We start from the raw sequence: 21,729 nt of genomic DNA, 5'->3' as shown, positions 1-21,729 counted from the left end.
TTATTTATTCCGCTGTTGCGCCCTAAGACTGCAAGCCTCCCCAAAGGCCTTAAAAATTGCGCTGTAGAAGGGGTTATTTCTGACCTGCCATTCCGGATGCCACTGCACTCCCAAGGCGAATGCCTTGGCGTCGGTGACAGAGAAGGCTTCAATCAGACCATCTGGAGCATGCGCTTCAGGCCGCAACCCCTGACCCAGGCGCTCCACGCCCTGAGTATGGACGGAATTAACCATCGCATGGCTACGGCCCCAGGCGTCGAAAAGCATCCCTCCAGGTTCTATGCTGACCTCGTGGGACAAGCCATACTGCACCTCCAGCGGCGCACTCTTGTCTTCTCTGTGTTCAATAAAACCACCCACTTCATAGAGCTTCTGGTGCAAACTGCCGCCGTAAGCCACATTCATTTCCTGAAAGCCGCGGCAGATCCCGAGTACCGGCACTCCGGCCTCTATGGCAGCGCGAATTAAAGGCAAAGTAGTGTCATCCCGCTTGGGATCATGGTGGGTGCCCGGTTCGCTGGCCGGGCCTTGGTAATGATGAGGTTCAACATTGGAGGGGGAGCCGGTAAACAATATGCCGTCCAGGCGTTCGAGCAGTTGTGCTATCGGGGTATCGGCCCCCAATGCCGGGATCACCAGGGGCCAGGCTCCGGCACCTTCGACCACGCCCAAGAGGTATTTCTCGCCAACAATATTGAAAGGATGCAGCCCCAACTGCTCATTGCATGCGGTTACACCCACCAACGCCATTGCTGCCTGTGCCATATCTCACCCCAAAACACTCAAATCCAGGTCTCAGTTTTGAACATTCACTAAAGCAAATGTTCATTTTTTCACACACTACACGGATTTTTTCGCACAGGCAAGAGGTTAATATCCTGTTAAACGCAGCCTCAAGCTAAAACTATTTAAGCTTTTATTTTTAAATGAATATTTAAAAATACCTTGTGTTTGAGATAGGTGTAAACAAGCTTGAACAAGGCAAAAAATTGGCTTTGCATCACACTGGTTCAGCGGGCACCAATTCGGTGCACACGGGGTTATACGGTCGATATTATTTACACTTTCAGGCAAATATGCTGCCCGAAGTGAATTTACGGGCAGCAAATCGCAATCAGCAGAGGAAATGGAAGATCAAAAGTTGGCAGGAGTGGTGGCACTGACCAGATGACAGGGTTCATCGAAAGGATTGCGGAACCTGTGTGGTTGTTCGCTATTGAAATAGTAGCTGTCACCGGCCTCCAGAATAAACACCTCTTCACCGACCGTCAGTTCAAAGCGACCGGTGATCACCAGCGCCGCTTCTTCCCCTTCGTGGCGCAGCATCTCTTCCCCCGTATCGGCTCCCGGGGGATAAGTCTCCGACATCACAGACATGGCACGGTTGGGGTAATCCCGACCAATAAGCTTGAACTCCAGTGGCCCAGTGCCTATGTCCAAAAGCTCATTGGAGCGATACACCACTTTTTGCTCGGTAGTGCCGTTTTCACCTATGGAGAAAAACTCCACCAGCGACATGGGGATCCCCGAAAGCACTTTCTTGAGTGAACTGACTGAAGGGCTGACACTGTTTTTCTCTATCATAGAGATGGTGCTGTTGGTCACCCCGGCGCGTTTAGCCAGCTCACGCTGGGACAGGCCTTTCATCTTTCTAACAGCCTTGAGGCTGGCACCTATATCCAAATCGCAAATCCCCCAAAAATCTCTTATCAGGCGGTTACAGGACACGGTCGGCAGCGGCTTTTGCACAAGGGCAACCAGGGTCCCGGTGAAATTGTTTTGTATTATATGACAAAAGCATGTTAAATAAAACGAACACTTTGAAGGCAAGAGTGCGACGACCGTCGGATGTAACCAGCCGAGTCCAAACTTATAACAAGAACGGAGCCATGATGCCAATCCAGTCCCCCATTCACAGTGACAACTATCCCGCCTCTTTTTACCATGCGACCGCCAAAGAATTGTTTCAGCATCCCAGGCTGGAAGAGTCCTTGGAAACAGATGTCTGCGTAATAGGCGCAGGCTTCAGCGGCCTCAACAGTGCCATAGAACTGGCTGAACGAGGCTTTGCGGTCACCATACTGGAAGCCAAAAAAGTGGGCTGGGGCGCCTCAGGGCGTAATGGCGGGGAGTTGATCCGCGGTATTGGCCATAATATTGAACAGTTTGAGCCCAGTATAGGTAAAGAAGGTGTACTGGCTATCAAGCAGATGGGTTTTAAAGCCGTCGATATCGTCCGGCAACGGATAGCGCAATATCAAATCGATTGCGATCTGCGCTGGGGCTACTGCGATCTGGCGCTGAAACCAAGACATATGCAGGAGCTTGAACAGGAGCTTACCGAGCTTGAGCAACTTGGCTACCCACATAAGCTCAAGCTGTTGTCCAAGGAGCAGTTGCCGGAAGTCATAGGCTCTGAGCGTTATCTCGGCGCGCTCAGCGACATGGGCAGCGGCCATCTGCACCCTTTGAATCTGGCCCTCGGCGAGGCCCGTGCGGCCCGAAGCCTGGGGGTTAACATCTATGAAGACAGCGCCGCCACCGAAATCATCAAGGGCGAGCAGATACGGGTCAGGACTGGGGGCGGCGAAGTCCGTTGCCGCTATCTGATTTTGGCCGGCAATGCCTATATAGGTGCCAAACTCGAACCTCATATCGGCGGCAAGGTGCTACCGGCCGGCAGTTATCTGCTGGCGACCGAGCCCCTGTCGCAAGCTCTCTGCGCTGACATTATTCCGCAGAATATGGCCTTCGCCGATATGAGCATAGCACTGGACTATTTTCATCTGTCGGCCGACAACCGTCTGTTATTTGGCGGGCTGTGCAACTACTCGGGCAGAGATCCCAAGGACATTTGCGCCGCGCTCAGGCCCAATATGGAAAGAGTCTTCCCGGCGCTCAAGGGCGTGAAAATAGATTATCAGTGGGGTGGCATGATAGGAATAGGCGCCAACCGTATGCCGCAGATAGGCAGGTTGCCGGATAGCCCCAACATCTATTTCGCCCAGGCCTATGCCGGGCATGGCGTCAATGCCACCCATATGGCGGGTCGTCTGCTGGCAGAAGCTATCAGTCAGCAGGCTGAGCGCTTCGATATATTTGCCTCAATAGAGCATATGACCTTCCCGGGTGGCCCGGCGCTGCGCTCGCCCATTCTGGCGGCAGGCATGCTGTACCATAGATTCAAGGATCTATTCTGAACAAGGCTTGTCTTGAAAAGGCCTGTTTTGAAGACAAGTGTATGTTGAATAGGGAGCCATTTTGAAAGTAAGTACAGCAAAGGCGTTGTGGCAGTCGTGAATACTCCCTTCGATATCAGCCGCATTCATACGCCGCAGGGGATTTTTCGCCTCAAGGGGGAACTGCAAGCCTCACCGCCGAAACTCGTGTGCAGGCAGCTTGAAATTCTCGGCAGTGACGGTTGGCTGGAGCTGCGAGTCGAAGATAACCGCACTCAAGTGCTACTCGATGCGCTGTTTGAACCTGTGCGTGAACACCTCAAGCCTAGCCTTCTATAAACACAATCCCCCGCAAGGCAGGGGGATTGTCTATGACAGCAAACCGATTAAATGGCTATCCAGGTTGCCTTAATTTCTGTGTATTTATCAAAAGCATGCAGCGACTTATCTCGGCCGTTACCCGACTGCTTATAACCACCGAAAGGCGCCGTCATATCGCCGCCGTCATAATGATTGATCCACACCATGCCGCTTCTCAGCGCCTTGGCGGTTCTGTGGGCCTTGCTGAGATCCGCTGTCCACACACCGGCCGCCAGGCCATAGATGCTATCGTTGCCTATGGCTATCGCCTGCTCCATTCCCTCAAATTCAATCACACTCAGTACAGGGCCGAAGATCTCCTCGCGGGCGATACTCATCTGGTTATTCACTTCACGAAACAGAGTCGGTGCCACATAAACGCCACCGGTTTCAGCCATGAGTTGCTCGCCGCCACAGGCCAGCACAGCACCTTGCTGCTTACCCGCCTCGATATAACCGAGAATAGTCTGCAGCTGCTGCTGATCCACCACGGCGCCACTGACGGTATCCGGATCCAGCGGATGCCCTGGCTGCCAGGATTTGAGTTCGTCGATAATGAGCGCTATCAGTTGCTCCTTGACCCCGGACTCCACCAGCAGGCGCGAACCTGCAGTGCAAACTTCACCCTGGTTGAAGGCGATGGCCGAAGCTGCCGCCTGCGCCGCCGCCTTGAGCTCCGGGCAATCGTTAAAGACTATGTGGGGGCTCTTGCCACCGGCCTCCAACCACACACGTTTCATATTGGACTGACCGGCGTAGACCATCAGTTGCTTGGCTATCTTGGTGGAGCCGGTAAACACCAGGGTATCGACATCCATATGCAGCGCCAGCGCCTTGCCAACTGTATGACCAAAACCGGGCAATACATTGAGCACTCCGGGCGGGATCCCGGCTTCCAAGGCAATGGCAGCCATACGAATCGCCGTCAAAGGGGATTTTTCCGAGGGTTTGAGGATGACAGAGTTACCGCTGGCCAGCGCCGGCCCCAGTTTCCAGCAGGCCATCAGCAAGGGGAAGTTCCACGGTACAATCGCAGCCACCACCCCGACAGGCTCACGGGTGATCATGCCTATTTCATTGTCAGCGGTGGGCGCTATCTCGTCGTAAATCTTGTCAACCGCTTCGCCGGACCAACGCAAGGCCCTGGCGGCATTGGTCACATCCACCGACTTGGAAAAACGGATTGGCTTGCCCATATCCAGGGTTTCCAGCAAGGCCAGTTCATCGCTATGCGCCTCCAGCAAATCGGCAAAGCGTATCATCACCTTTTTGCGCTCTACCGGCGCCATTCGCGACCAGACTCCGGATTCAAAACTGGCTCTGGCACTGGCCACCGCTGCCTCGGCATCGGCCAGATCGCAACTGGCTACGGCGGCGAGCTTGTTGCCATCCACAGGGCTGATGCAATCGAAGGTCTCGCCGGATACGGCTGCACAATACTCTCCATGAATAAAGGCCTGGCCACAGATCTGCAATTGCGCAGCCAACTGCTGCCATTGCTGACGGGTTTGCGGTGTACTCATAAATCCTCTCATCTGCTTGCAAGCGGGCATTCCACTACCTCAGTAGGCCTATCGCGGCCAACTCGTGCAGCCATCGCGAGTTATTCGGGTCGCTCCAGATTAGCCTCGAGCACGGCATAAATTCAATATATTTTACAAAAATAGATTTTTTGGCATAAATAATTGCACACAGGCCTTCCATGTTCATTATTTCTGACATAGCATAGCGAAATATCAATCACCATTAACAAGCCCGCAACACTAAGGTTAATGCTTATGGCAGAGCTAAAACAACAGGCGAAAACACAGGGCAATCTCGAGCATTACTGGATGCCTTTCAGTGCCAACCGTCAATTCAAGCAGACTCCCAGGCTACTGGCTTCGGCCGAAGGCATGTATTACCTGGATGTCGATGGCCGTCAGGTGCTGGACGGCACCGCAGGTCTTTGGTGCTGTAATGCCGGCCATGGCCGGGCGGAGATTAGTGAGGCGGTCAGCCGTCAGATCCGCGAAATGGACTATGCCCCCAGTTTTCAGATGGGTCATCCGTTGGCATTCGAGTTGGCCGAGCGCCTCAGTGAAATCGCCCCGCCCGGCATGAACCGTATCTTCTTTACCAACTCGGGCTCAGAGTCAGTCGACACCGCACTCAAGCTGGCGCTGTGTTACCACAGAGCCAATGGCGAGCCGAGCCGCAGCCGTTTTATCGGCCGTGAGCTGGGCTATCACGGTGTGGGGTTTGGCGGTATTTCGGTGGGCGGAATTGGTAATAACCGCAAAGGTTTCAGCCCGCAGCTCCTCGGCGGCGTCGATCATCTACCCCACACTCTGGATATGGAAGCCAACGCCTTCAGCCGCGGCTTGCCCGAGCATGGCGCCGACAAGGCCGAGGCGCTCGAGGGACTAATTGCCCTGCATGGCGCAGAGAATATCGCCGCCGTTATCGTCGAGCCCATGTCAGGCTCGGCCGGGGTAATATTGCCACCCAAGGGCTATCTCAAGCGCCTTCGGGAGATCACTCAAAAATACGGCATATTGCTGATATTCGATGAGGTAATCACAGGTTTTGGTCGGGTGGGCGGCGCTTTTGCCAGCAACCACTGGGATGTGACCCCGGACATAATGACCACGGCCAAGGCGCTCAACAATGGCGCCATCCCCATGGGCGCGGTGTTTGTGCAGCAAGCGATTCACGATGCCTGTATGCAGGGCCCTGAGACGATGATCGAGTTCTTTCACGGCTATACCTATTCAGGGCATCCGGTTGCGGCCGCGGCGGCACTGGCCACCCTGGATATCTACCGTGACGAAAAGCTGTTTGAGCGCACTACAACGCTGGCGCCCTATTTTGAGCAGGCGCTGCACAGTCTCAAGGGGCTGCCCAATGTCATCGATATTCGCAATACCGGCCTGGTGGGTGGCATTCAACTGGCCCCCAGCCCGCAAGGTGTAGGCAAACGTGGCTATCAGATTTTCGAGCGCTGTTTCTGGCAAGGTGCGCTGGTACGGGCCACCGCCGACATCATCGCCCTCTCACCACCACTGATAGTGGAAGAGTCCCAAATAGATCAACTGATTTCCACCCTGGCCGACGCCATCCAAACCGTCGACTGAAGCACACAGGATAGTTATGCGTATTTACAGCCACTATATAGATGGACATGAGACAGATGGCAGCCAGGCTCAGGCTTCACTGCCCATTTTCAACCCAGCCAACGGCGAAGAGCAAGCCAGAGTCGCCCTCGCCTCCAAGGCAGATACAGAACGGGCGATAGACTCGGCCAAGCAGGCTTTTGACGCTTGGTCAAAGGTATCGCCCCTTAACCGGGCACGGGTACTGTTTCGCTTCAAAGCCCTGGTAGAAGCCCACATGGATGAACTGGCCGAGCTTATCTGCCTGCAACACGGCAAAGTGCTTGAGGATGCCAGGGGCGAGCTGGTTCGAGGGCTGGAAGTGGTGGAGTTTGCCTGCGGCATTCCCCATCTTCTCAAGGGGGAACACACGGAGCAGGTTGGCACTGGCGTCGATGCCTGGAGCATCAATCAACCGCTCGGGGTGGTTGCCGGCATTTCGCCGTTCAATTTCCCTGTGATGGTTCCCATGTGGATGTTCCCGATTGCCATCGCCTGCGGCAATACCTTTGTGATGAAGCCATCGGAAAAGAATCCGGCGCCGGTACTCAGAATTGCCGAGCTGTTGACCCAGGCCGGGCTGCCGGATGGGGTTTTCAATGTTATCAACGGCGACAAGCTGGCGGTAGATACCCTGCTCTGCCATCAGGATGTTCAGGCCATCTCCTTTGTCGGTTCAACGCCTGTCGCCGAGTATATCTACAGTAAGGCATCGGCCCACGGCAAGCGGGTGCAGGCACTCGGCGGCGCCAAGAACCACATGCTGCTGATGCCGGATGCCGATCTGGAACTGGCCAGCAACGCCCTGATGGGTGCGGCCTATGGCTCTGCCGGCGAGCGCTGTATGGCTATTTCCGTGGTACTGGCGGTTGCTGATGTGGCCGATGCCCTGATAGAAAAACTGCAACCCAAGATAGCCGCGCTCAAGGTAGGTAACGGCCTGGAGCCGGGTATGGAAATGGGGCCGCTTATCTCCCGCGCGCATCTGGACAAGGTCTGCAGCTATATAGACAGCGGTATACAGCAGGGCGCAGTTTGCCTGGTAGATGGCCGCAATACCTTGGCAGACAGCGAAGGTTTCTTTCTCGGTGCGACCCTGTTCGATGGCGTAACCCCCGAGATGCAGATTTACCGGGAAGAGATCTTCGGCCCTGTGCTTTGCATAGTCAGGGTGGCCGACTATGACTCGGCGCTGGCTCTTATCAATCAACATGAGTTCGGCAACGGCACCGCCATCTTTACCCAGAGCGGCGAGCTGGCGCGCGACTTTTGCCACTCGGTGCAAGTCGGCATGGTAGGGGTCAATGTGCCTATCCCTGTGCCCATGGCATTTCACAGTTTCGGCGGTTGGAAACGCTCGCTGTTTGGCCCACTGCATATGCACGGCCCGGATGGAGTTCGCTTCTACACCCGGCGCAAAGCCGTTACCGCCCGCTGGCCCAAACAGCTGAGTGCCGATTTCATCATGCCGACCATGAAATAGGGAGAGAGGGAGAGCCTGATGCACATCAACAATATCAGAGTACTGGCGCGTAATACTCCCGAGATAAGTGAATACTCCATCGCCGAGGAAAAGCGTCTGCAGGACGCGCCGCGCCAACGGCTGGAGAACCATTACTCCAGCCCCTGTGAGCAGTTTCATACCGGAATTTGGCAAAGCGAAACAGGTGCTTGGAAAGTTGACTACACTGAGCACGAGTATTGCGAAATCCTCGAGGGTAACAGTGTCATCAGCGATGAGCAGGGAAATCGTCTCGAAGTTGGCCCGGGCGACAGGTTTGTTATCCCGGCCGGGTTTCGCGGCAGCTGGCAGGTAACGGTTCCCTGCCGCAAGCTCTATGTGGTGTTTGAATCCAACAGATAAAAACAAAACCGCCATGAGGTCTCAGCATAGCTGCTGTTGTTTGGCATAAACCAGGCCGCGCCGGAATCTTCCCGGACGGGGCCGGCAAACCAAAGAAGGGAGAAATGCTTGTGAACCAAGTGATAAGAAGATCCAACCCTCTGCTATGGGCACTGCTGCTTGGCGGCGCCATAACCTCAACCTCTGCCATGGCCGAAGTCAGCGGCGAGATAGCCGTGACCAATGACTACCGCTTTAGGGCCGTGTCACAAACCGCCGGTGATTTTGCCGTTCAGGGCGGGCTGGACTGGAGTCACGACTCGGGTTTCTTCGTCGGGGCCTGGGCCAGTAATGTGGAATTCGATGAAGATGGTACTCCCAAAGAGGATCAGGTGGGTGCCGATTTCGAACTGGATGTCTACCTGGGTTACGCCGGTGAAATCAACGACAACCTGGCCTATGACATTACCCTGCTGCGCTATATGTACCCGGGCGACAATGTCTCTCAGGACTACAACGAAATCTCTTTCGGCCTGGAGTTCAGTGATTTTAGGGCTGCCTACTGGTACACCAATGACTATGCGGGTTCAGATCTGGACTATCACTATGCCGAGCTGAACTATAGTTATGAGTTTGCCGAAAACTGGAGCCTGGATCTGCACCTGGGTTACAACTTCGGCGATGCGCCCGATGACGATATGGGCAAATATCTGGATTACTCCATAGGTGTCTCTACTGAGATTGCCGGTTTTGGTCTGTCTGTGGCCTGGTTGGACACAGATATAGATTCGGATGCCGAGATCAGCAGTGGCACCTTCCAGAATGACGGCACTGTGCTGGCGAGTGTCAGTTACGCTTTCTAAGCAGCAAAATTGCGCTGCCCAGGCAAGCCATAGGACAGACCTGCACGGGCAAGCCCCATCTTCCTCCCACCAACCAAAAGTAAAAGAGCCGCTCCCTGAGCGGCTCTTTTTTATAAATTGATTCAGTTCTCAACGCAGTGGCGGTATGTGAGGGGTATCGCCCTGACGCACCTGTTGTTTGACGTCTTGCCAGCTATGGGTGAGGTGTTGCAGTTGTTCTCGCCGCTCGGGAAACTGCTCACTGAGCTTTCCCATCAGTTCCACTTGTTTGTCACAGATTTGCGCCCAGCGCTCGGCATTGGAAAGGTACATGGCTTCATCCTTGATCTTGGCTTGTGGTAAAACAGATATTCCTGAACAAATAATAACCAAGGATAGCCAATTTGCCAGTCCTTTTAGCCTTATCACAAAAATCCGCCTTGGATGCACTGTCAAACGCTACCGCTTGCAGGTATAACTGAGGATATAAGATAACACCCGGATAACAGTATTCACTCTTGGTGAAACAAGGAGTCCCACTATGGCCACTATGTTAAAAATATTCTTTATCGCCCTGGCGTTAGTGCTTATCTACAAACTGGTTTTCACTAACAAAAAAGGGGTGACAATATTTGAAATGCATTTCAAGGACGGTCGTATGACCTCCCACAAGGGTAAGATCCCGGAGAGGTTTGAACGCGAATGCCGCGCCCTGGTCAAGAAAGAGAAACTCACCTGTACAGTACGCGCCGAACGCAGTGGTGAAGTGCGGCTGCACATCAGCGCCAATGCCGGAGATGCCAATATTCAGCGCCTGCGCAACCTATTTCCCTTCGAATACTATGACCGCAAGCAGAGCGACAACAGCAAACAACTAGGCTGATCAGCGTTTAGCGGGAAACACTTGAGGGTCGATTTTACCTTCCCGGCGCGCATCATCTATGATCCTCTGGTTATCCTGTGCCATGGGATCTTCGGCGGGTAGATTGGGGTCCACCCGCTCCTCCTCGGGCGCTTTAAAACTGAAATCGATACCACTAGAGCAACCGCCAAGGGATACCAGTGCCAATAAGCCCATTGAAGCCCATGGCAGTACAGCGGATTTTTTGTTCATCGTTATTTAAACCTGTGTTGATAGACTGTTACCATTTAAACAGATCTAAGCTTAACCCAGGCTGAGACTCAGCGTTAGTCATGCCGTACGATTAATCGTCGCTCTGCTACTTGTGTTCCAACCTACGGATCACCAGAGTCACCTCCCCCACCGTCAGGCCCCATTTACGGATCTCGCTACGGTTGATTATGGTGTCCGGCGCCGTTTGATACATCCAGTCGTCGAAATGCACCTGATACTCGCCGCTATCGAGCTTCAGCAGCATGTCGTAGCGCCAGCGCAGGGCAAAGCCCTCAGCTTGCCCTTCTGCCCCCCCCAGAATATCCTCGGCTCTGCCCTGGTAGCGGCCATCGGCAAGCTTGGTAATGTGCCAGGTTCGCTCGGCAAGCTCACCATCGTCATACTCAAACCACTCCTGCAACACACCTTGATTCCCCTGCCAACTGCCCGTCATCCGTACATTGAAACGGCGCACCACCTGGCCACTGTAATCTTCCACCATACCTGAAGCCTGCAGCTCCCCGTTAAAGAACTGCTGCAGATCCAACTTAGGTTCGCTGGCGCTATAGTCATGAATATCGACACTGCCACAACCGCTCAGTCCGAGTATCAGAAGTAACAACCAAACCTTGGCGAAACCGATAAACCTGCTCATTAACATTTGCATGCCTGCTCTCCTATCAACTGAGCTCTCAGCTGCGGCTGACTGCTGCGCTCTGACAACCAAATCGCCAAAAAGGCGCCGGCAAAACGCTTATGCTCGCTCGAAGCGCTCTCATCTATGGCAATCGCGGCTAACGGCTTGTCGTTGAACAGAAAGTATCCCTGCTGCGGCCCGTTTGCCACAAAGCTCAATCTGTCCCCCTGCTCCACATCCGGCCAGAGCCCTTCAAGCAGCGCCAACCAGGCGGATATCTGCTCTCTGTCATATCCCAAGTGCAGCCACTGGTGTTTGGTGGCCTCCAGGAGTCGCGAGGCGGGGATATCCCGGTAATACTGAATTTCCAGCTGCTGCGGGAAGCTATTGGGCTGGTAACTACCATCCGGCGTCAGCAACCTGGCCCGATAAAGGGTCATAAACCACCAGTCCATTTCACCGCGACCCACTTCCCGAAAGCTGGCAAGCTCCGCCTTTGATGGCTCGACCTGGGCAGCTTTGGGCTCAGATGTCTGCACTTGGCTCTGCGCTTGAGCCTGCTGCGCTTGAATCTGTAAATTGTCTGCCCATCCCTGAGTGGGTAGGCCAAGCAGTATCATCAGCAGCCCGGCAAAGCTTGGGTTATGCAGCTTACCGACTTGCTTTGCTCCCTTGTTTACACCCTTGATGAATCGTTTCATTGCCGGTCTCCGTCAGAGAAATCCTTTGGTTGGGCGATTTGCGCCCCATTCAAGCCTGAGATTGCAATAACTTAACAGTGGCAGCAGCAGCGACCAGATGAGTATCAACAAGCTAAAGGTAGCCGATTGTCCCAGGGGCCAAGCCACGGCCTCCAACCTGAATGCCGCCAGGTAACTGCCGGCGCCACCCACTGCGCCAAAGAGCGCCTGCTGCCATTTAGGCAAGTCCCTGAGCCAGGCCAGACTCACCCCCAACGTCGCGGCAAAATGCCCCCAAAGGCAACAGAGCCACAAGGGTAAAAGCCGCGAGGGACTGTCAAACTCAAATACTCCGCCAAGGTGCAGCATGGCGTCCAAGGCTATGCCGATAACAGCCGGTATCAGCACGGCGTTGAATGTTTTCATGCTGTATCCGGTACGCTTTACGCTTTGCTCTGCCAGTTGGCTGTGCTCATCCCCGGCATTATCTGCCATGAGGGCTGAGCGGTAGCCCGGATTGACAAGCAGCAACTGGACACAAAGCAGCAAGAGAGCAAACACCAGCGCCTGATTGGCAAACAGGATCAAAGACCACCAGCCCAACTGGAAAATGGCTGCATTGAGCAGCAGAAAAAACCAAGGCGATAAGAGTCTCATGGCCTAACCTGCGATTTGTCTTGAGCTAAGCGGACGATAGCCGTCCTTGACCGCAGTCAGTTGCACTGTGCTTATGGTGCGCTCAAGAAAACCACCCTCGCAGTAACTCAGATAAAACTTCCACATACGCACAAAGTCCTCACCATAGCCGAGTTCGCGCACCCGCTCTCTGGCGTCATCGAAGTTGGCATGCCAGTCATTCAGGGTGCGTGCATAGTCGAGACCTATATCATCCAACGACCAGAGGGTCATGGAGGTTTGCCGCTGCAAGTGGCGCGTCATCTCGGTGACAGATGGCAGGCAGCCGCCGGGGAAAATATAGCGCTGAATAAAATCCACCCCTTTGCGATAGCTGTCATAGCGTTGATCTTTAATGGTGATCGCCTGCAGTAACAGCTTGCCGCTCGGCTTGAGCAGGGCATCCAGGCCGGCAAAAAAGCCCGGCAGATAATCGTGGCCCACTGCCTCTATCATCTCTATCGAAACCAAACGGTCATACTGGCCGCTGAGCTGGCGATAATCCTGCCGCAACAGGGTAATGCGCTCACTCAGTCCTTCGGCGGCAACCCTTTCACTGGCATATTGGTACTGGGCATCGGAAATAGTGGTAGTGGTTACCTTGACGCCATAGTGTTTGGCGGCATAGATAGCCAGGGCGCCCCAACCGGTACCTATTTCCAGCAGAGTCATGCCGGGCTGCAGATCCAGCCGCTCGCAAATCAGTTGCAGCTTATACTGCTGCGCCTCATCCAACTGCGCCTCTTCATGGGGATAGACGGCGCTTGAATAGAGCAGCTCAGGGTCGAGAAATGCCTGATACAAGGGGTTGCCCAGATCATAGTGCGCCAGAATATTGCGCTTTGAACCTGCCTTTGAGTTTCGGCGCAGCAGGTGTTTCACCCGGCTAACTGTGTTGGAAAACCAGGAGAACCGTTTCTCTATCTTATCCAGCAGCGGCAGATTACGGGCAAACAGGCGTACCACGGCGGTAACATCCGGACTGGACCAGTGCCCCTGAATATAGGCTTCACCGGCGCCGATAGAGCCGCCCAGAATCACCTGGCGAAAAAAGCGTTCATCGTGAATACGAATTATGGCGACCAGGTCTGCATCGAGCGGGCCGAAGGTCCACTGCTCACTCCCCAACTGCAGCTTAAGACAACCGCCCTCCAAGGCATTCAAGGCCTGTTGCATGACTCTGGCCCATAGACTCTTGCCGCTGGCGGCCAACTGCTGTCTGTTTTTGGCTACTGTGTTTTCCATCTCATTCTCCAATGTTTGCTGTCACACTCGGGGAAATTTCCAAACCTTTAGCATCAATCAGTGCCGCCCTGAGGCTTGCGCTCGTATGGCACAAAGGGCACCCGCTTAAGCCACAAACGCAGCGCTTGCCAATAGATGAGCCAAAGAATTTTCAGGCTCATCAAGGGAAAGCCCCACAGATAACGCCTGAGCTCACGGCCATTGAAGGGGCGGCGTTTGAGGCTTAATACTGCATCGAAGCTGGCCTTTTGCGACTCGTGGGCCGGCCCTGCCACGTCCCCCTTGCCGGGCAGATTGCTGATCCGCAAATCGAGCCGCTCTGCCGGCGCCGGAATATGCCAGCGATAGCGATAATCCAGCGACATAAAAGGCGATACATGGAAGCACTTGTCGCCAAGTGCCGGCGCCTCGGCCGACACCAGATAACAGTGACGCTCATTCCAAGGGGTATTGCTCACCTCAGCCAACAGGTATTTATACTCATCACCTTGAAAGCAGTAGAAAAAGTTGACCGGGCTGAAATAGAGTCCAAAGTGGCGCAGTTGCCCGGCGAACAGCACGCTGTCGCAGCCGGCCTCACCGCCGAGCGCAATCACCTTATCCAGTACCCGCTGTTTCAGCGAGGTGGCAGTATTCGATTCTGAAGCCGCCTTGAGATAATCCTGCTGCCGAAAACGCAGCGCAGACCAAGGGGATTCACCAAACAAGCCGCTCAGGGACGAAAGCCTTGGCAAGTCATCCAAGTCCAGCAACATCAGGGCAAAGGGATAGCGAAAACAGTGCCTTACCGGCGTTAGCCTAAAGTGGCTGACGCTGCCGAGGTAGAGACCCGTTTCAGGTTTCATAGGCTTACCCCGAACCTTTCACAAACATCCAGGGCGCTGCGTACCCCGTCTTCATGAAAGCCGTTGTACCAGTAGGCGCCGACAAAATGGATACGGTTTTGGCCGCAGATCTCGCTGCGGCGTTGCTGCGCCGCCTGGCTCTGTTCATTGAATACCGGGTGAGCATAGACAAAGCGTTTGAGCACCTTGTCCTTGGCTATCGCCTCATCCTGATTCAGGGTCACCAAAAAATTCGGCGCAGACTTTGGCAGGCGCTGCAAAATATTCATATTGTAGGTCACGCAGGCGGGACGGCTGGCATCGCCATCGAGACGATAATTCCAACTGGCCCAGGCGGCGCGGTGCTTCGGCAGCAACGAGGTGTCTGTATGCAAGGTCACCTGGTTATCCTGGTATTTAAGCCTGGAGAGTATCTCCCGCTCCAGCTCACTGGCGTCACCTAGCATGGCCAGAGCCTGATCGCTGTGGCAGCCGAGGATCACCTGATCGAACTCATGCCAGCTATCCTTGACTCTGAGCTGCACGCTCCCCGCTTGGCGGCGGATTTGTGCTACAGGCGAGTTGAGATGCACCCGCTCGGCAAAGGGCGCGCTGAGCGCCGGAATGTAACTGCGGGAGCCGCCTTCGAGCACATACCACTGCGGCCGATTGCTGACGGCCAACAGTCCATGATGTTCAAAGAAACGGATAAAGAAAGGCAGCGAGAAGGCGCGCATATCCTGAATACTGGACGACCAGATAGCGGCGCCCATCGGCAGGATATAGTGTTGACAGAAGAAGTCGGAGAACCCCTGCTGTTCGAGAAATTCCCCCAGTGTCACCGCCGGGTAACGACCGCTTTGATACAAGGCTTTGCAGCGGCTGTTGAAGGCCAAAATCTCCCTGAGGAACCCCCAGAAAGTCGGACTCAGCAGGTTGCGCTTTTGCGCAAACAGGGTCGCCAGGCTATGGCCGTTGTATTCAAGACCGCTGACAAGGTTTTGCACCGAGAAGCTCATCTCGGTCGCCAGCGCCTTGATACCGACCCGGGCCATCAAGGCCTGAAACCTGGGATAGGTGCGATCGTTGAACACAATAAACCCTGTGTCTATGGCGTAGGGTTTGCCGCCAAGCTCAACATCCACAGTGGCCGTATGCCCGCCCAGATAATCGGCGGCTTCAAACAAAGTCACCTCATACTGCTGTGACAACAGATAACCACAAGTGAGCGAGGAGATCCCCGAGCCAACTATGGCGATGCGCGGCTTATTGCCGGTTGAAACTGTCATACTGGGCTCCCGTTTTTTGCAGAGGGTTTACCAAGGGCGGCTGCCAACCAACTGCGGGGCAGCCAGCTCAGCAGAGTCAGCAGCCAGATAAAACGCCCGGGAAAGGCAATCAGGCGCCGTCTGGCGGCCAGGGCTTGGATGATGGTGTTGGCGGCTTTATCGGCGGAGATCCGCATCGGCATGGCGAAGTCATTTTTGTCGGTGAGCGGCGTTTTAACAAAGCCAGGGCGAATTTCGCTGACGTCTATTCCCTTGTGGGCCAGATCGAGCCGCAAGCTCTGCGCCAGGTAACTAATCCCGGCCTTGGAGGCGCCATAGGCCTCCGCCCGCGGAAAAGGCAGCATCACAACGCTTGAGCTCATTAGCGCCAGTTGGCTGCCACGGGCAAGCAAAGGCATAAAGGCTTCCAGGCAATAGCCCACAGCCAACAGATTGGTGCGGATAACCCGCTCAAACAGGGCGCTGTCAAAGGCCATGGCCTCGTCTATGTACTCACAGGTACCGGCGTTGAGCAGCAGCAGATCCACACAGTTGGCTTGGCCCAACTCCAATTTGAGCTTGCTGCCAAGCTTAAGCACCGAGTCTCTGTTGGTGACATCGAACCTCAAAGGCTCGCAGCCTTCGAGGTCGGCCAGAGCTTGTTCATTGCGGCCACAGGCCAAGACCCGCCAACCGGCGGCGGCATATTGTCTGGCGAGCTCGGCACCTATGCCTGAGCTGGCACCCGTGATCAATACTGTCTTCATCGGCTTGCCCTGCCCTTGACCATGCGCACCACTGAGCCCAGCAGTGGCAACTGTTCATAGAGCATCTGCCCCAGATCCAGATAATCCCTGTGGTAATGGATTTTGTCGCCAAACTTGATGAGGCTGATACCATCGACGCTGATACTCTGCCCCCGGTTCAACTTGGGGTGGCAATACTTCATCTGCCAACTGATGGCGGCCTGGTCACCGGTGGGCAAGACGTCAGTGATCTCAAAGGCGATTTCGGTCAGGTTGCGATACAAACCGGCAAAATACTGTTCCAGTTGCTCAAGCCCCTCCAGTCGGTGCATGGGATCGCAAAAACAGATCTCAGGCGCATAGACGGCCTGCAGCCTTTGGCGCAATGTGGGCAATTGCTCAGGGCCCAAGGATTGATACAAGGCAATAAATGCCTGAATAATCTCCTGAGACTGCGGCGATGCCGGCTGTGAAGCGGGCGCTATGTCCGCGGCAACTGAGTGGCTGGTCATGATAATCCCTCGGCTAATGAACTGAGTTCAGGCAGACTTTTTCAGCACGGCCAGGGCGGTCAACGCCCTTTGCCGCGCCGCGCTGTGCTCGACTATAGGTGGCGGATAAGCCACAGTGGCAAACAGACTCGGCTCGGTGAAGCGGGACGATGCAGCTGTGCCCGGATGGTGTATCTGTTTAAGCGGCCAGTGCGCCAGTTCAGGCAGATAACGACGGATAAAACTGGCGTCAGGGTCGAACTTTTCGCTCTGGCTCATGGGGTTGAAGATCCTGAAATAGGGCTGGGCATCACAGCCGGTGCCGGCAGACCACTGCCAGCCGCCGTTATTGGCCGCCAGGTCGCCATCTATCAGGGCGCGGCGAAAATACTGCTCGCCCCAGCGCCAGTCCACCAACAGGTGTTTGGTGAGGAAGCTGGCGGTCACCATTCGCAGCCGATTGTGCATCCAGCCGGTTTGGTTTAGCTGACGCATGGCGGCATCCACCAGCGGATAACCGGTGCAGCCCTCGCACCAGGCGGCAAACTCTTGCGGGTCATTACGCCAGACTATGTCATCGCCGAGTGAGTTGAAGTTGCGGCCCATACACAGCTGGGGCCAGGCATGCAGCAGATGGCGGTAAAACTCGCGCCAGGCCAGCTCAGCCAGCCAGCTGCGACCCGGACTATTGTCCTCTGCCATAGCCTCGGGGCAGCGATTGAGCAGCGCCGCCACACATTGCCGCGGGCTGAGAATACCAAACGCCAGATAGGGCGACAGGCAACTGGTGCCATCGAGCGCCGGGAAATCCCGCTCCTGGCCGTAATCGGCAAGCTGGTTGGCAATAAAACTATCGAGTCGCTGCCTGGCCGCCCCTTCACCCACTGGCCAGTGGTGGCTGTCTTGTTTACTGCCTTGATTGCTGACCTTAAAACTCATCTCTGCGGGTTCGGGTAAAGCCGGGGCCAGAGGCGCAGGTACCGGCAGCGGCATTATCGCCTCACTTCCCAGCAGTTCACGCCAGCGGCGAAAGAAAGGGGTAAATACCCGATACATTTCGCCGCCTTGGGTACGGACGCTGCCGGGCGGCAGCAGACAGTGCTCATCGGTAAACTGCAGGCCCACCCCTATAGTCTTGGTAAGCTGCGCCAGCGCCTGATCCCGGCGCTGCTCGTTAATCTCCACCTCGCGCCCGGCAAAAATCTGCTTAACGCCGTGGCGTTGGCAATACGCCTCGACAGTGGCATTCACCAAAGAGAAATCGTCACAGTGCAGCAAATCAAAAGCTATCCCCAAAGATGCCAACGCCCGTTGCAGTTGATTGACGCTGCGCTCGATGAAATCCAGCTGCATGGGACCAACAGAGTGCTGCTGCCACTGGGCCGGAGTCGCAATATAAAAACCCCGCAGCGGCAGACCTTGGGCCCTTGCCGCTTCGCACGCCAGCCACAGGGCCTGGTTATCTGAAGTGCGCAGATCGCTGCGAAACCAGATGGCAACACAGGCCTTTTCACTGGAAGGCACATGATTGGGCAAGGACTGGGACATGTTACTTGTCCTCCGGTTGTTTTGAGGCGGACTCGGCCTGACCCAGCAGTGCCAATATGGCGGCATTGCTACTGCAAAGCACAGGATTCTTGACGGGCTCCCGGTTCTTGTTGGCGCCTTTTTCAGTCACAGCCAGTTCCTTGGCATAGTGCTCAAAGGCACTGGTGTGAACCGCCACATAATCCCCGCTCAAGATCAATGGATAATCCAAAGCGCTCGCCAACTGGAACAGGGCTTTGACACTGCTGCCGGGCAACTGGGAAGGTGGCAGCAACAAGAGTCCCTGCAGCGGCAGTCTGTGTGCCAAGAGTTGCAGCCCCTGACCTTCCAAAGGCTCCTCTATATTGAGCGGCAACAGGCTGCTCCCCCGGGTAATAAGCTCCAGTTGCAGCAAGAGCTCACTCCATGCCGGCTGCTTGCCAAGCGGCAGATAAAGAAGTTGCCAGCGGGGTTTCTGGCGCAGCAACTGCTCGCTGCGGGCGCCGACATAGTGAGCCAGACGGCTTTCGAGCCAACTGCGGACAAGTGCGCCGTCGAGGCGTTCATCGAGCTGGGTGTCCAATACTTGCAACCAATGGCGCAGGCGCCGACAACACAGGGCGATGGGATAGAGGGCACTGAATTCATCCAGCAAACGGCCAAAGCGGGCACTACTGAGAGAAAGTGCCGCCTCGGTGAGACTGCTGCTGAACTTCAGCCAGTCGTCGTCTTCATTTTCTTGCTGCAGCTGTTTTTCTGTCTGGCCACTGAGCAGTGGCTTGACCTTGCTGATGGCCACGCCCTGCTCAAGCCAGGAGAGGATTTCACGGATCTGCTGAACCTGCTCCTGACTGTAGAGTCTATGGCCCTTGGGGGTGCGCTGCGGGATAACCAGTCCAAACCGTCGCTGCCAGGCGCGCAAGGTGACAGGATTCACCCCCGTCAGTCTGGCGACTTCGCCGATGGAAAGGTTGGCAATGTTATCAGTAGGCATAACGCAGTTTTAACTCCTGTGGATGAGGGTTGAGATAAACCTGGGCCGCAATATACGGCTGCGGATGCTCCCTCAAGTAATGTTTAATCAATGTCAGCGGCACCAACAGAGGTTGCAGCCCCTGACGATATTCATCTATCGCCTGGCTAAGCTCAGACTTCTGCGCCTTGGTCAGGTGTTGTTTGAAATAGCCCTGAATATGCTGCAGCGCACTGGTGTGATTGCGGCGACTGGCCTTGTTTTTCAGCGCCTCCATAAAGCCTTCAAAGTAACGCCGGGCAGTTTCCTGCAAGTCTTCGCCGCCGTCAGCCAGCAAGGGGCCAAGTTGGCGATATTGAGCCGGACTGTGAGCCAGCAAGAGGTATTTGTATCTGGCATGAAATTGGGTCAATTTATGCAGGCTCAAGCCGGAGTGCAGCAGACACTGCCAGTCGTGAAAGGCATACACTCGGGTGAAAAAGTTTTCCCTGATCACCAAATCGTTCAAGCGCCCCTCTTCTTCAACCGGCAGTTGTGGCCAGCGTTGCATCAGGGCCTTGGCGAACACACCTATGCCGCTGCGATTCCCCTGGTCGCCGCCTTCCTTGTAGACAGTGACCCGTTCCATGCCGCAGGTAGGTGATTTGGCACAAAGTAGATAGCCACTTAAAAATCCCAATTCAGCGACTTTTTCCTCACTGAAACTTTGCAGGCTCTCGGTTACATCCAAGCTGGCATCACGGCTCTGGATCCGGATCTCATCACCGCGGCGCACCTGACGTATGCTCTTGCGTGGCGCGCCCATGCCTATCGCCATCTCAGGACAGACTGGCACAAAGTCAAAATGCTGCCTAAGCTCCTGCTGGCAATAGACAGAATTCTTATGACCACCGTCAAAACGCACCTGCTGCCCCAACAGGCAGGCACTGATACCCAGTTGAATTCGCTGCGGCTCAAACTTGTACATATTGAGAATCCTTGTATAACCTTGTAGTAGATTAAGGCATACACCTGTACAAGGATCAAGTTTTTGTACAATATTTTTTTAGTAAAGAAGGATCGACTTGCCGGGCAAGTCATACAAGACCTTAAAAGGAGTCGAGCTCAGAAAACCTGAGCTATCTGCTGGCGAAGTAGCACCCATCTTGGATGAAACCTGTAACGCAAAGGCATTTAAGAGAGATTCGAAGGGAGATAAAAAACGGGAGCCTTGAGCTCCCGTTTTCTGTCATTGATACCTTTCACTGCAGGGCACTAACGCTTGAAATTATTGCTTGTCGGCCCCCAGGCGCTCAATCAGGAGTACCAGGCCAATTCCGGCGGCGGCACACAAGAGCGCCAACCCCAACTGATGCGGCTGCTGTGTCAGTTGCTCAAAGCCAAAGGGTGACAGGTTTTGCTGCACCAGGGGCACCTGCTCACCATGGGAGTTGGTGCGCCAGCTCAGCGTCTGTTTCCAGGGCCAGATCTTGCCCAGCGTCCCCAACATAAGCCCGGTAAGGAAGATAAGGGTGGCATCGTGAAAGCGCCGCAGCAGCGCTGACAGCAAATGGCTGAAACTCAGGATACCTATCACGGCGCCAACAGCAAAACAGCCAAGAATATCCAGCTGGATATTCTTGGCCGCCGCCAGCACGGCCGGATACAGTCCCAATAGCAAGAGGATAAAGCTGCCGGATATCCCTGGCAGTATCATGGCGCATATGGCAATGGCACCGCCAACAAAAATATTAAAGTAGCTGGCCTCCAACTCAACCGGACTCAGCACGGTAATGCCCCAGGCAAAGGCCACTCCCAGCGCGAATATCAATAGCCGTGGCAGTGAAAAACCGCCCTTGACCTGGCGCAGCATATGCACCACAGAGATAAGGATCAGCCCGAAAAAGAATGACCATACAGGAATAGGATGATGTGCCAGCAGGTAAGAGATAAGCTTGGCCAGACTCAGAATACTGCTGAGGATACCCGCCAACAGACTCAACAAAAAGGCGCCATTGATATGTGCAAACGCCGCCTTGATCCCGTCGCGGCGTATAATGCCCCAAAGGCTGGGATTGATACGGCGAATACTTTCCAGCAGGGTGTCATAGATGCCGGTAATAAAGGCTATGGTTCCCCCGGAAACGCCGGGCACCACATCGGCAGCCCCCATGGCCAGCCCCTTGAGGTAGGTCAACAGAAATTTCACTAG

The 21,729-nt window shown here is 54.9% G+C and carries 24 protein-coding genes; 7 read left to right on the top strand and 17 right to left on the bottom strand.

Annotated elements, in window-relative coordinates; all coding sequences use genetic code 11:
* Window positions 1-765, bottom strand: coding sequence for a gamma-glutamyl-gamma-aminobutyrate hydrolase family protein (locus ACWAU4_RS05515; protein ID WP_028780690.1), 765 nt, complete (start codon window positions 763-765; stop codon window positions 1-3).
* Between the two features lie 369 nt (window positions 766-1,134).
* Complete coding sequence (locus ACWAU4_RS05510) at window positions 1,135-1,683, bottom strand: cupin domain-containing protein (protein ID WP_028780691.1); 549 nt, start codon at window positions 1,681-1,683, stop codon at window positions 1,135-1,137.
* Between the two features lie 209 nt (window positions 1,684-1,892).
* On the opposite strand from ACWAU4_RS05510, the gene ACWAU4_RS05505 reads away from it, so the two are divergent.
* Together ACWAU4_RS05505 and ACWAU4_RS05500 are read left to right on the top strand one after the other, a co-directional pair.
* Entirely contained in the window at window positions 1,893-3,200 is a 1,308-nt protein-coding gene (locus tag ACWAU4_RS05505; RefSeq protein WP_208126104.1) for an NAD(P)/FAD-dependent oxidoreductase, read from the top strand.
* An 87-nt stretch (window positions 3,201-3,287) separates the two neighbouring features.
* A complete protein-coding gene (locus ACWAU4_RS05500) occupies window positions 3,288-3,518 on the top strand; it encodes a hypothetical protein (protein ID WP_208125610.1) in 231 nt (76 codons plus the stop codon).
* Between the two features lie 47 nt (window positions 3,519-3,565).
* Here the strand turns inward: ACWAU4_RS05500 and ACWAU4_RS05495 are convergent, their stop codons facing one another.
* Window positions 3,566-5,062: an aldehyde dehydrogenase gene (locus ACWAU4_RS05495; protein ID WP_208125609.1), complete on the bottom strand. Its 1,497-nt coding sequence runs from the start codon at window positions 5,060-5,062 to the stop codon at window positions 3,566-3,568.
* A 255-nt stretch (window positions 5,063-5,317) separates the two neighbouring features.
* On the opposite strand from ACWAU4_RS05495, the gene aptA reads away from it, so the two are divergent.
* The 4 genes from aptA (at window position 5,318) to ACWAU4_RS05475 (ending at window position 9,379) form a co-directional block, all read left to right on the top strand.
* On the top strand, window positions 5,318-6,655 hold the full coding sequence (aptA, locus tag ACWAU4_RS05490; RefSeq protein WP_096141581.1) for an omega-aminotransferase AptA: 1,338 nt from the start codon (window positions 5,318-5,320) through the stop codon (window positions 6,653-6,655).
* A gap of 16 nt (window positions 6,656-6,671) precedes the next feature.
* Window positions 6,672-8,156 (top strand): CoA-acylating methylmalonate-semialdehyde dehydrogenase, encoded by a 1,485-nt coding sequence (locus ACWAU4_RS05485; RefSeq protein ID WP_025009888.1) that lies wholly within the window; start codon window positions 6,672-6,674, stop codon window positions 8,154-8,156.
* 18 nt (window positions 8,157-8,174) lie between these two features.
* Window positions 8,175-8,537, top strand: coding sequence for a cupin domain-containing protein (locus ACWAU4_RS05480; protein WP_025009887.1), 363 nt, complete (start codon window positions 8,175-8,177; stop codon window positions 8,535-8,537).
* Window positions 8,538-8,656: 119 nt separating this feature from the next.
* Window positions 8,657-9,379: a TorF family putative porin gene (locus ACWAU4_RS05475; protein ID WP_371873733.1), complete on the top strand. Its 723-nt coding sequence runs from the start codon at window positions 8,657-8,659 to the stop codon at window positions 9,377-9,379.
* 129 nt (window positions 9,380-9,508) lie between these two features.
* Here ACWAU4_RS05475 and ACWAU4_RS05470 read toward each other — a convergent pair whose 3' ends face one another.
* Window positions 9,509-9,691, bottom strand: coding sequence for a hypothetical protein (locus ACWAU4_RS05470; RefSeq protein ID WP_025890124.1), 183 nt, complete (start codon window positions 9,689-9,691; stop codon window positions 9,509-9,511).
* Window positions 9,692-9,899: 208 nt separating this feature from the next.
* Between ACWAU4_RS05470 and ACWAU4_RS05465 the strand changes: the two genes are divergently transcribed.
* Window positions 9,900-10,241 carry a DUF3634 family protein gene (locus ACWAU4_RS05465; RefSeq protein ID WP_025009884.1) on the top strand — a complete coding sequence of 114 codons (342 nt, stop codon included), beginning with the start codon at window positions 9,900-9,902 and terminating at the stop codon, window positions 10,239-10,241.
* On the opposite strand, the gene ACWAU4_RS05460 is transcribed toward ACWAU4_RS05465, so the two are convergent.
* The 13 genes from ACWAU4_RS05460 to ACWAU4_RS05400 form a co-directional block, all read right to left on the bottom strand.
* Window positions 10,242-10,472 carry a hypothetical protein gene (locus ACWAU4_RS05460; RefSeq protein WP_093982478.1) on the bottom strand — a complete coding sequence of 77 codons (231 nt, stop codon included), beginning with the start codon at window positions 10,470-10,472 and terminating at the stop codon, window positions 10,242-10,244.
* 106 nt (window positions 10,473-10,578) lie between these two features.
* Window positions 10,579-11,139, bottom strand: a complete 561-nt coding sequence (locus tag ACWAU4_RS05455; RefSeq protein WP_208125608.1) for a DUF3833 domain-containing protein — start codon at window positions 11,137-11,139, stop codon at window positions 10,579-10,581.
* Window positions 11,127-11,810 (bottom strand): chalcone isomerase family protein, encoded by a 684-nt coding sequence (locus ACWAU4_RS05450; protein WP_208125607.1) that lies wholly within the window; start codon window positions 11,808-11,810, stop codon window positions 11,127-11,129. The genes ACWAU4_RS05455 and ACWAU4_RS05450 overlap by 13 nt, the downstream gene beginning before the upstream one ends.
* A 12-nt stretch (window positions 11,811-11,822) precedes the next feature.
* Complete coding sequence (locus tag ACWAU4_RS05445) at window positions 11,823-12,446, bottom strand: DUF2878 domain-containing protein (RefSeq protein WP_107111510.1); 624 nt, start codon at window positions 12,444-12,446, stop codon at window positions 11,823-11,825.
* A gap of 3 nt (window positions 12,447-12,449) precedes the next feature.
* Window positions 12,450-13,709, bottom strand: coding sequence for an SAM-dependent methyltransferase (locus ACWAU4_RS05440; protein WP_096141586.1), 1,260 nt, complete (start codon window positions 13,707-13,709; stop codon window positions 12,450-12,452).
* Window positions 13,710-13,762: 53 nt separating this feature from the next.
* Complete coding sequence (locus ACWAU4_RS05435; RefSeq protein ID WP_101060106.1) at window positions 13,763-14,554, bottom strand: DUF1365 domain-containing protein; 792 nt, start codon at window positions 14,552-14,554, stop codon at window positions 13,763-13,765.
* Window positions 14,551-15,822, bottom strand: coding sequence for an NAD(P)/FAD-dependent oxidoreductase (locus tag ACWAU4_RS05430; protein ID WP_144134537.1), 1,272 nt, complete (start codon window positions 15,820-15,822; stop codon window positions 14,551-14,553). Before ACWAU4_RS05430 ends, ACWAU4_RS05435 begins: the two co-directional genes overlap by 4 nt.
* Window positions 15,819-16,568, bottom strand: coding sequence for an SDR family NAD(P)-dependent oxidoreductase (locus tag ACWAU4_RS05425; RefSeq protein WP_208125606.1), 750 nt, complete (start codon window positions 16,566-16,568; stop codon window positions 15,819-15,821). Before ACWAU4_RS05425 ends, ACWAU4_RS05430 begins: the two co-directional genes overlap by 4 nt.
* Complete coding sequence (locus ACWAU4_RS05420; protein ID WP_208125605.1) at window positions 16,565-17,059, bottom strand: nuclear transport factor 2 family protein; 495 nt, start codon at window positions 17,057-17,059, stop codon at window positions 16,565-16,567. Before ACWAU4_RS05420 ends, ACWAU4_RS05425 begins: the two co-directional genes overlap by 4 nt.
* A 27-nt stretch (window positions 17,060-17,086) precedes the next feature.
* Window positions 17,087-18,586, bottom strand: coding sequence for a deoxyribodipyrimidine photo-lyase (phrB, locus tag ACWAU4_RS05415; protein ID WP_208125604.1), 1,500 nt, complete (start codon window positions 18,584-18,586; stop codon window positions 17,087-17,089).
* 1 nt (window position 18,587) lies between these two features.
* A complete protein-coding gene (locus ACWAU4_RS05410; RefSeq protein ID WP_208125603.1) occupies window positions 18,588-19,559 on the bottom strand; it encodes a MerR family transcriptional regulator in 972 nt (323 codons plus the stop codon).
* Window positions 19,549-20,505, bottom strand: coding sequence for a YbgA family protein (locus tag ACWAU4_RS05405; RefSeq protein ID WP_146508990.1), 957 nt, complete (start codon window positions 20,503-20,505; stop codon window positions 19,549-19,551). Before ACWAU4_RS05405 ends, ACWAU4_RS05410 begins: the two co-directional genes overlap by 11 nt.
* Before the next feature lie 300 nt (window positions 20,506-20,805).
* Window positions 20,806-21,726: a polyprenyl-phosphate transporter gene (locus tag ACWAU4_RS05400; protein ID WP_146508988.1), complete on the bottom strand. Its 921-nt coding sequence runs from the start codon at window positions 21,724-21,726 to the stop codon at window positions 20,806-20,808.
* Between the last annotated feature and the right edge of the window lie 3 nt (window positions 21,727-21,729).

It is taken from the genome of Shewanella sp. FeAMO, from assembly GCF_053653955.1.
Note: the sequence above shows the minus strand (reverse complement) of the source record. Positions and strands in the feature narration are given on the sequence as shown.

What these genes read in the sequence shown, in the direction of transcription:
- ACWAU4_RS05515 (WP_028780690.1), bottom strand. Translation starts at nt 765, where the DNA reads ATGGCACAGGCAGCAATGGCGTTGGTGGGTGTAACCGCATGCAATGAG.
- ACWAU4_RS05505 (WP_208126104.1), top strand. Translation starts at nt 1,893, where the DNA reads ATGCCAATCCAGTCCCCCATTCACAGTGACAACTATCCCGCCTCTTTT.
- ACWAU4_RS05495 (WP_208125609.1), bottom strand. Translation starts at nt 5,062, where the DNA reads ATGAGTACACCGCAAACCCGTCAGCAATGGCAGCAGTTGGCTGCGCAA.
- aptA (WP_096141581.1), top strand. Translation starts at nt 5,318, where the DNA reads ATGGCAGAGCTAAAACAACAGGCGAAAACACAGGGCAATCTCGAGCAT.
- ACWAU4_RS05485 (WP_025009888.1), top strand. Translation starts at nt 6,672, where the DNA reads ATGCGTATTTACAGCCACTATATAGATGGACATGAGACAGATGGCAGC.
- ACWAU4_RS05480 (WP_025009887.1), top strand. Translation starts at nt 8,175, where the DNA reads ATGCACATCAACAATATCAGAGTACTGGCGCGTAATACTCCCGAGATA.
- ACWAU4_RS05470 (WP_025890124.1), bottom strand. Translation starts at nt 9,691, where the DNA reads ATGTACCTTTCCAATGCCGAGCGCTGGGCGCAAATCTGTGACAAACAA.
- ACWAU4_RS05465 (WP_025009884.1), top strand. Translation starts at nt 9,900, where the DNA reads ATGGCCACTATGTTAAAAATATTCTTTATCGCCCTGGCGTTAGTGCTT.
- ACWAU4_RS05460 (WP_093982478.1), bottom strand. Translation starts at nt 10,472, where the DNA reads ATGAACAAAAAATCCGCTGTACTGCCATGGGCTTCAATGGGCTTATTG.
- ACWAU4_RS05455 (WP_208125608.1), bottom strand. Translation starts at nt 11,139, where the DNA reads ATGCAAATGTTAATGAGCAGGTTTATCGGTTTCGCCAAGGTTTGGTTG.
- ACWAU4_RS05450 (WP_208125607.1), bottom strand. Translation starts at nt 11,810, where the DNA reads ATGAAACGATTCATCAAGGGTGTAAACAAGGGAGCAAAGCAAGTCGGT.
- ACWAU4_RS05445 (WP_107111510.1), bottom strand. Translation starts at nt 12,446, where the DNA reads ATGAGACTCTTATCGCCTTGGTTTTTTCTGCTGCTCAATGCAGCCATT.
- ACWAU4_RS05440 (WP_096141586.1), bottom strand. Translation starts at nt 13,709, where the DNA reads ATGGAAAACACAGTAGCCAAAAACAGACAGCAGTTGGCCGCCAGCGGC.
- ACWAU4_RS05435 (WP_101060106.1), bottom strand. Translation starts at nt 14,554, where the DNA reads ATGAAACCTGAAACGGGTCTCTACCTCGGCAGCGTCAGCCACTTTAGG.
- ACWAU4_RS05430 (WP_144134537.1), bottom strand. Translation starts at nt 15,822, where the DNA reads ATGACAGTTTCAACCGGCAATAAGCCGCGCATCGCCATAGTTGGCTCG.
- ACWAU4_RS05425 (WP_208125606.1), bottom strand. Translation starts at nt 16,568, where the DNA reads ATGAAGACAGTATTGATCACGGGTGCCAGCTCAGGCATAGGTGCCGAG.
- ACWAU4_RS05420 (WP_208125605.1), bottom strand. Translation starts at nt 17,059, where the DNA reads ATGACCAGCCACTCAGTTGCCGCGGACATAGCGCCCGCTTCACAGCCG.
- phrB (WP_208125604.1), bottom strand. Translation starts at nt 18,586, where the DNA reads ATGTCCCAGTCCTTGCCCAATCATGTGCCTTCCAGTGAAAAGGCCTGT.
- ACWAU4_RS05410 (WP_208125603.1), bottom strand. Translation starts at nt 19,559, where the DNA reads ATGCCTACTGATAACATTGCCAACCTTTCCATCGGCGAAGTCGCCAGA.
- ACWAU4_RS05405 (WP_146508990.1), bottom strand. Translation starts at nt 20,505, where the DNA reads ATGTACAAGTTTGAGCCGCAGCGAATTCAACTGGGTATCAGTGCCTGC.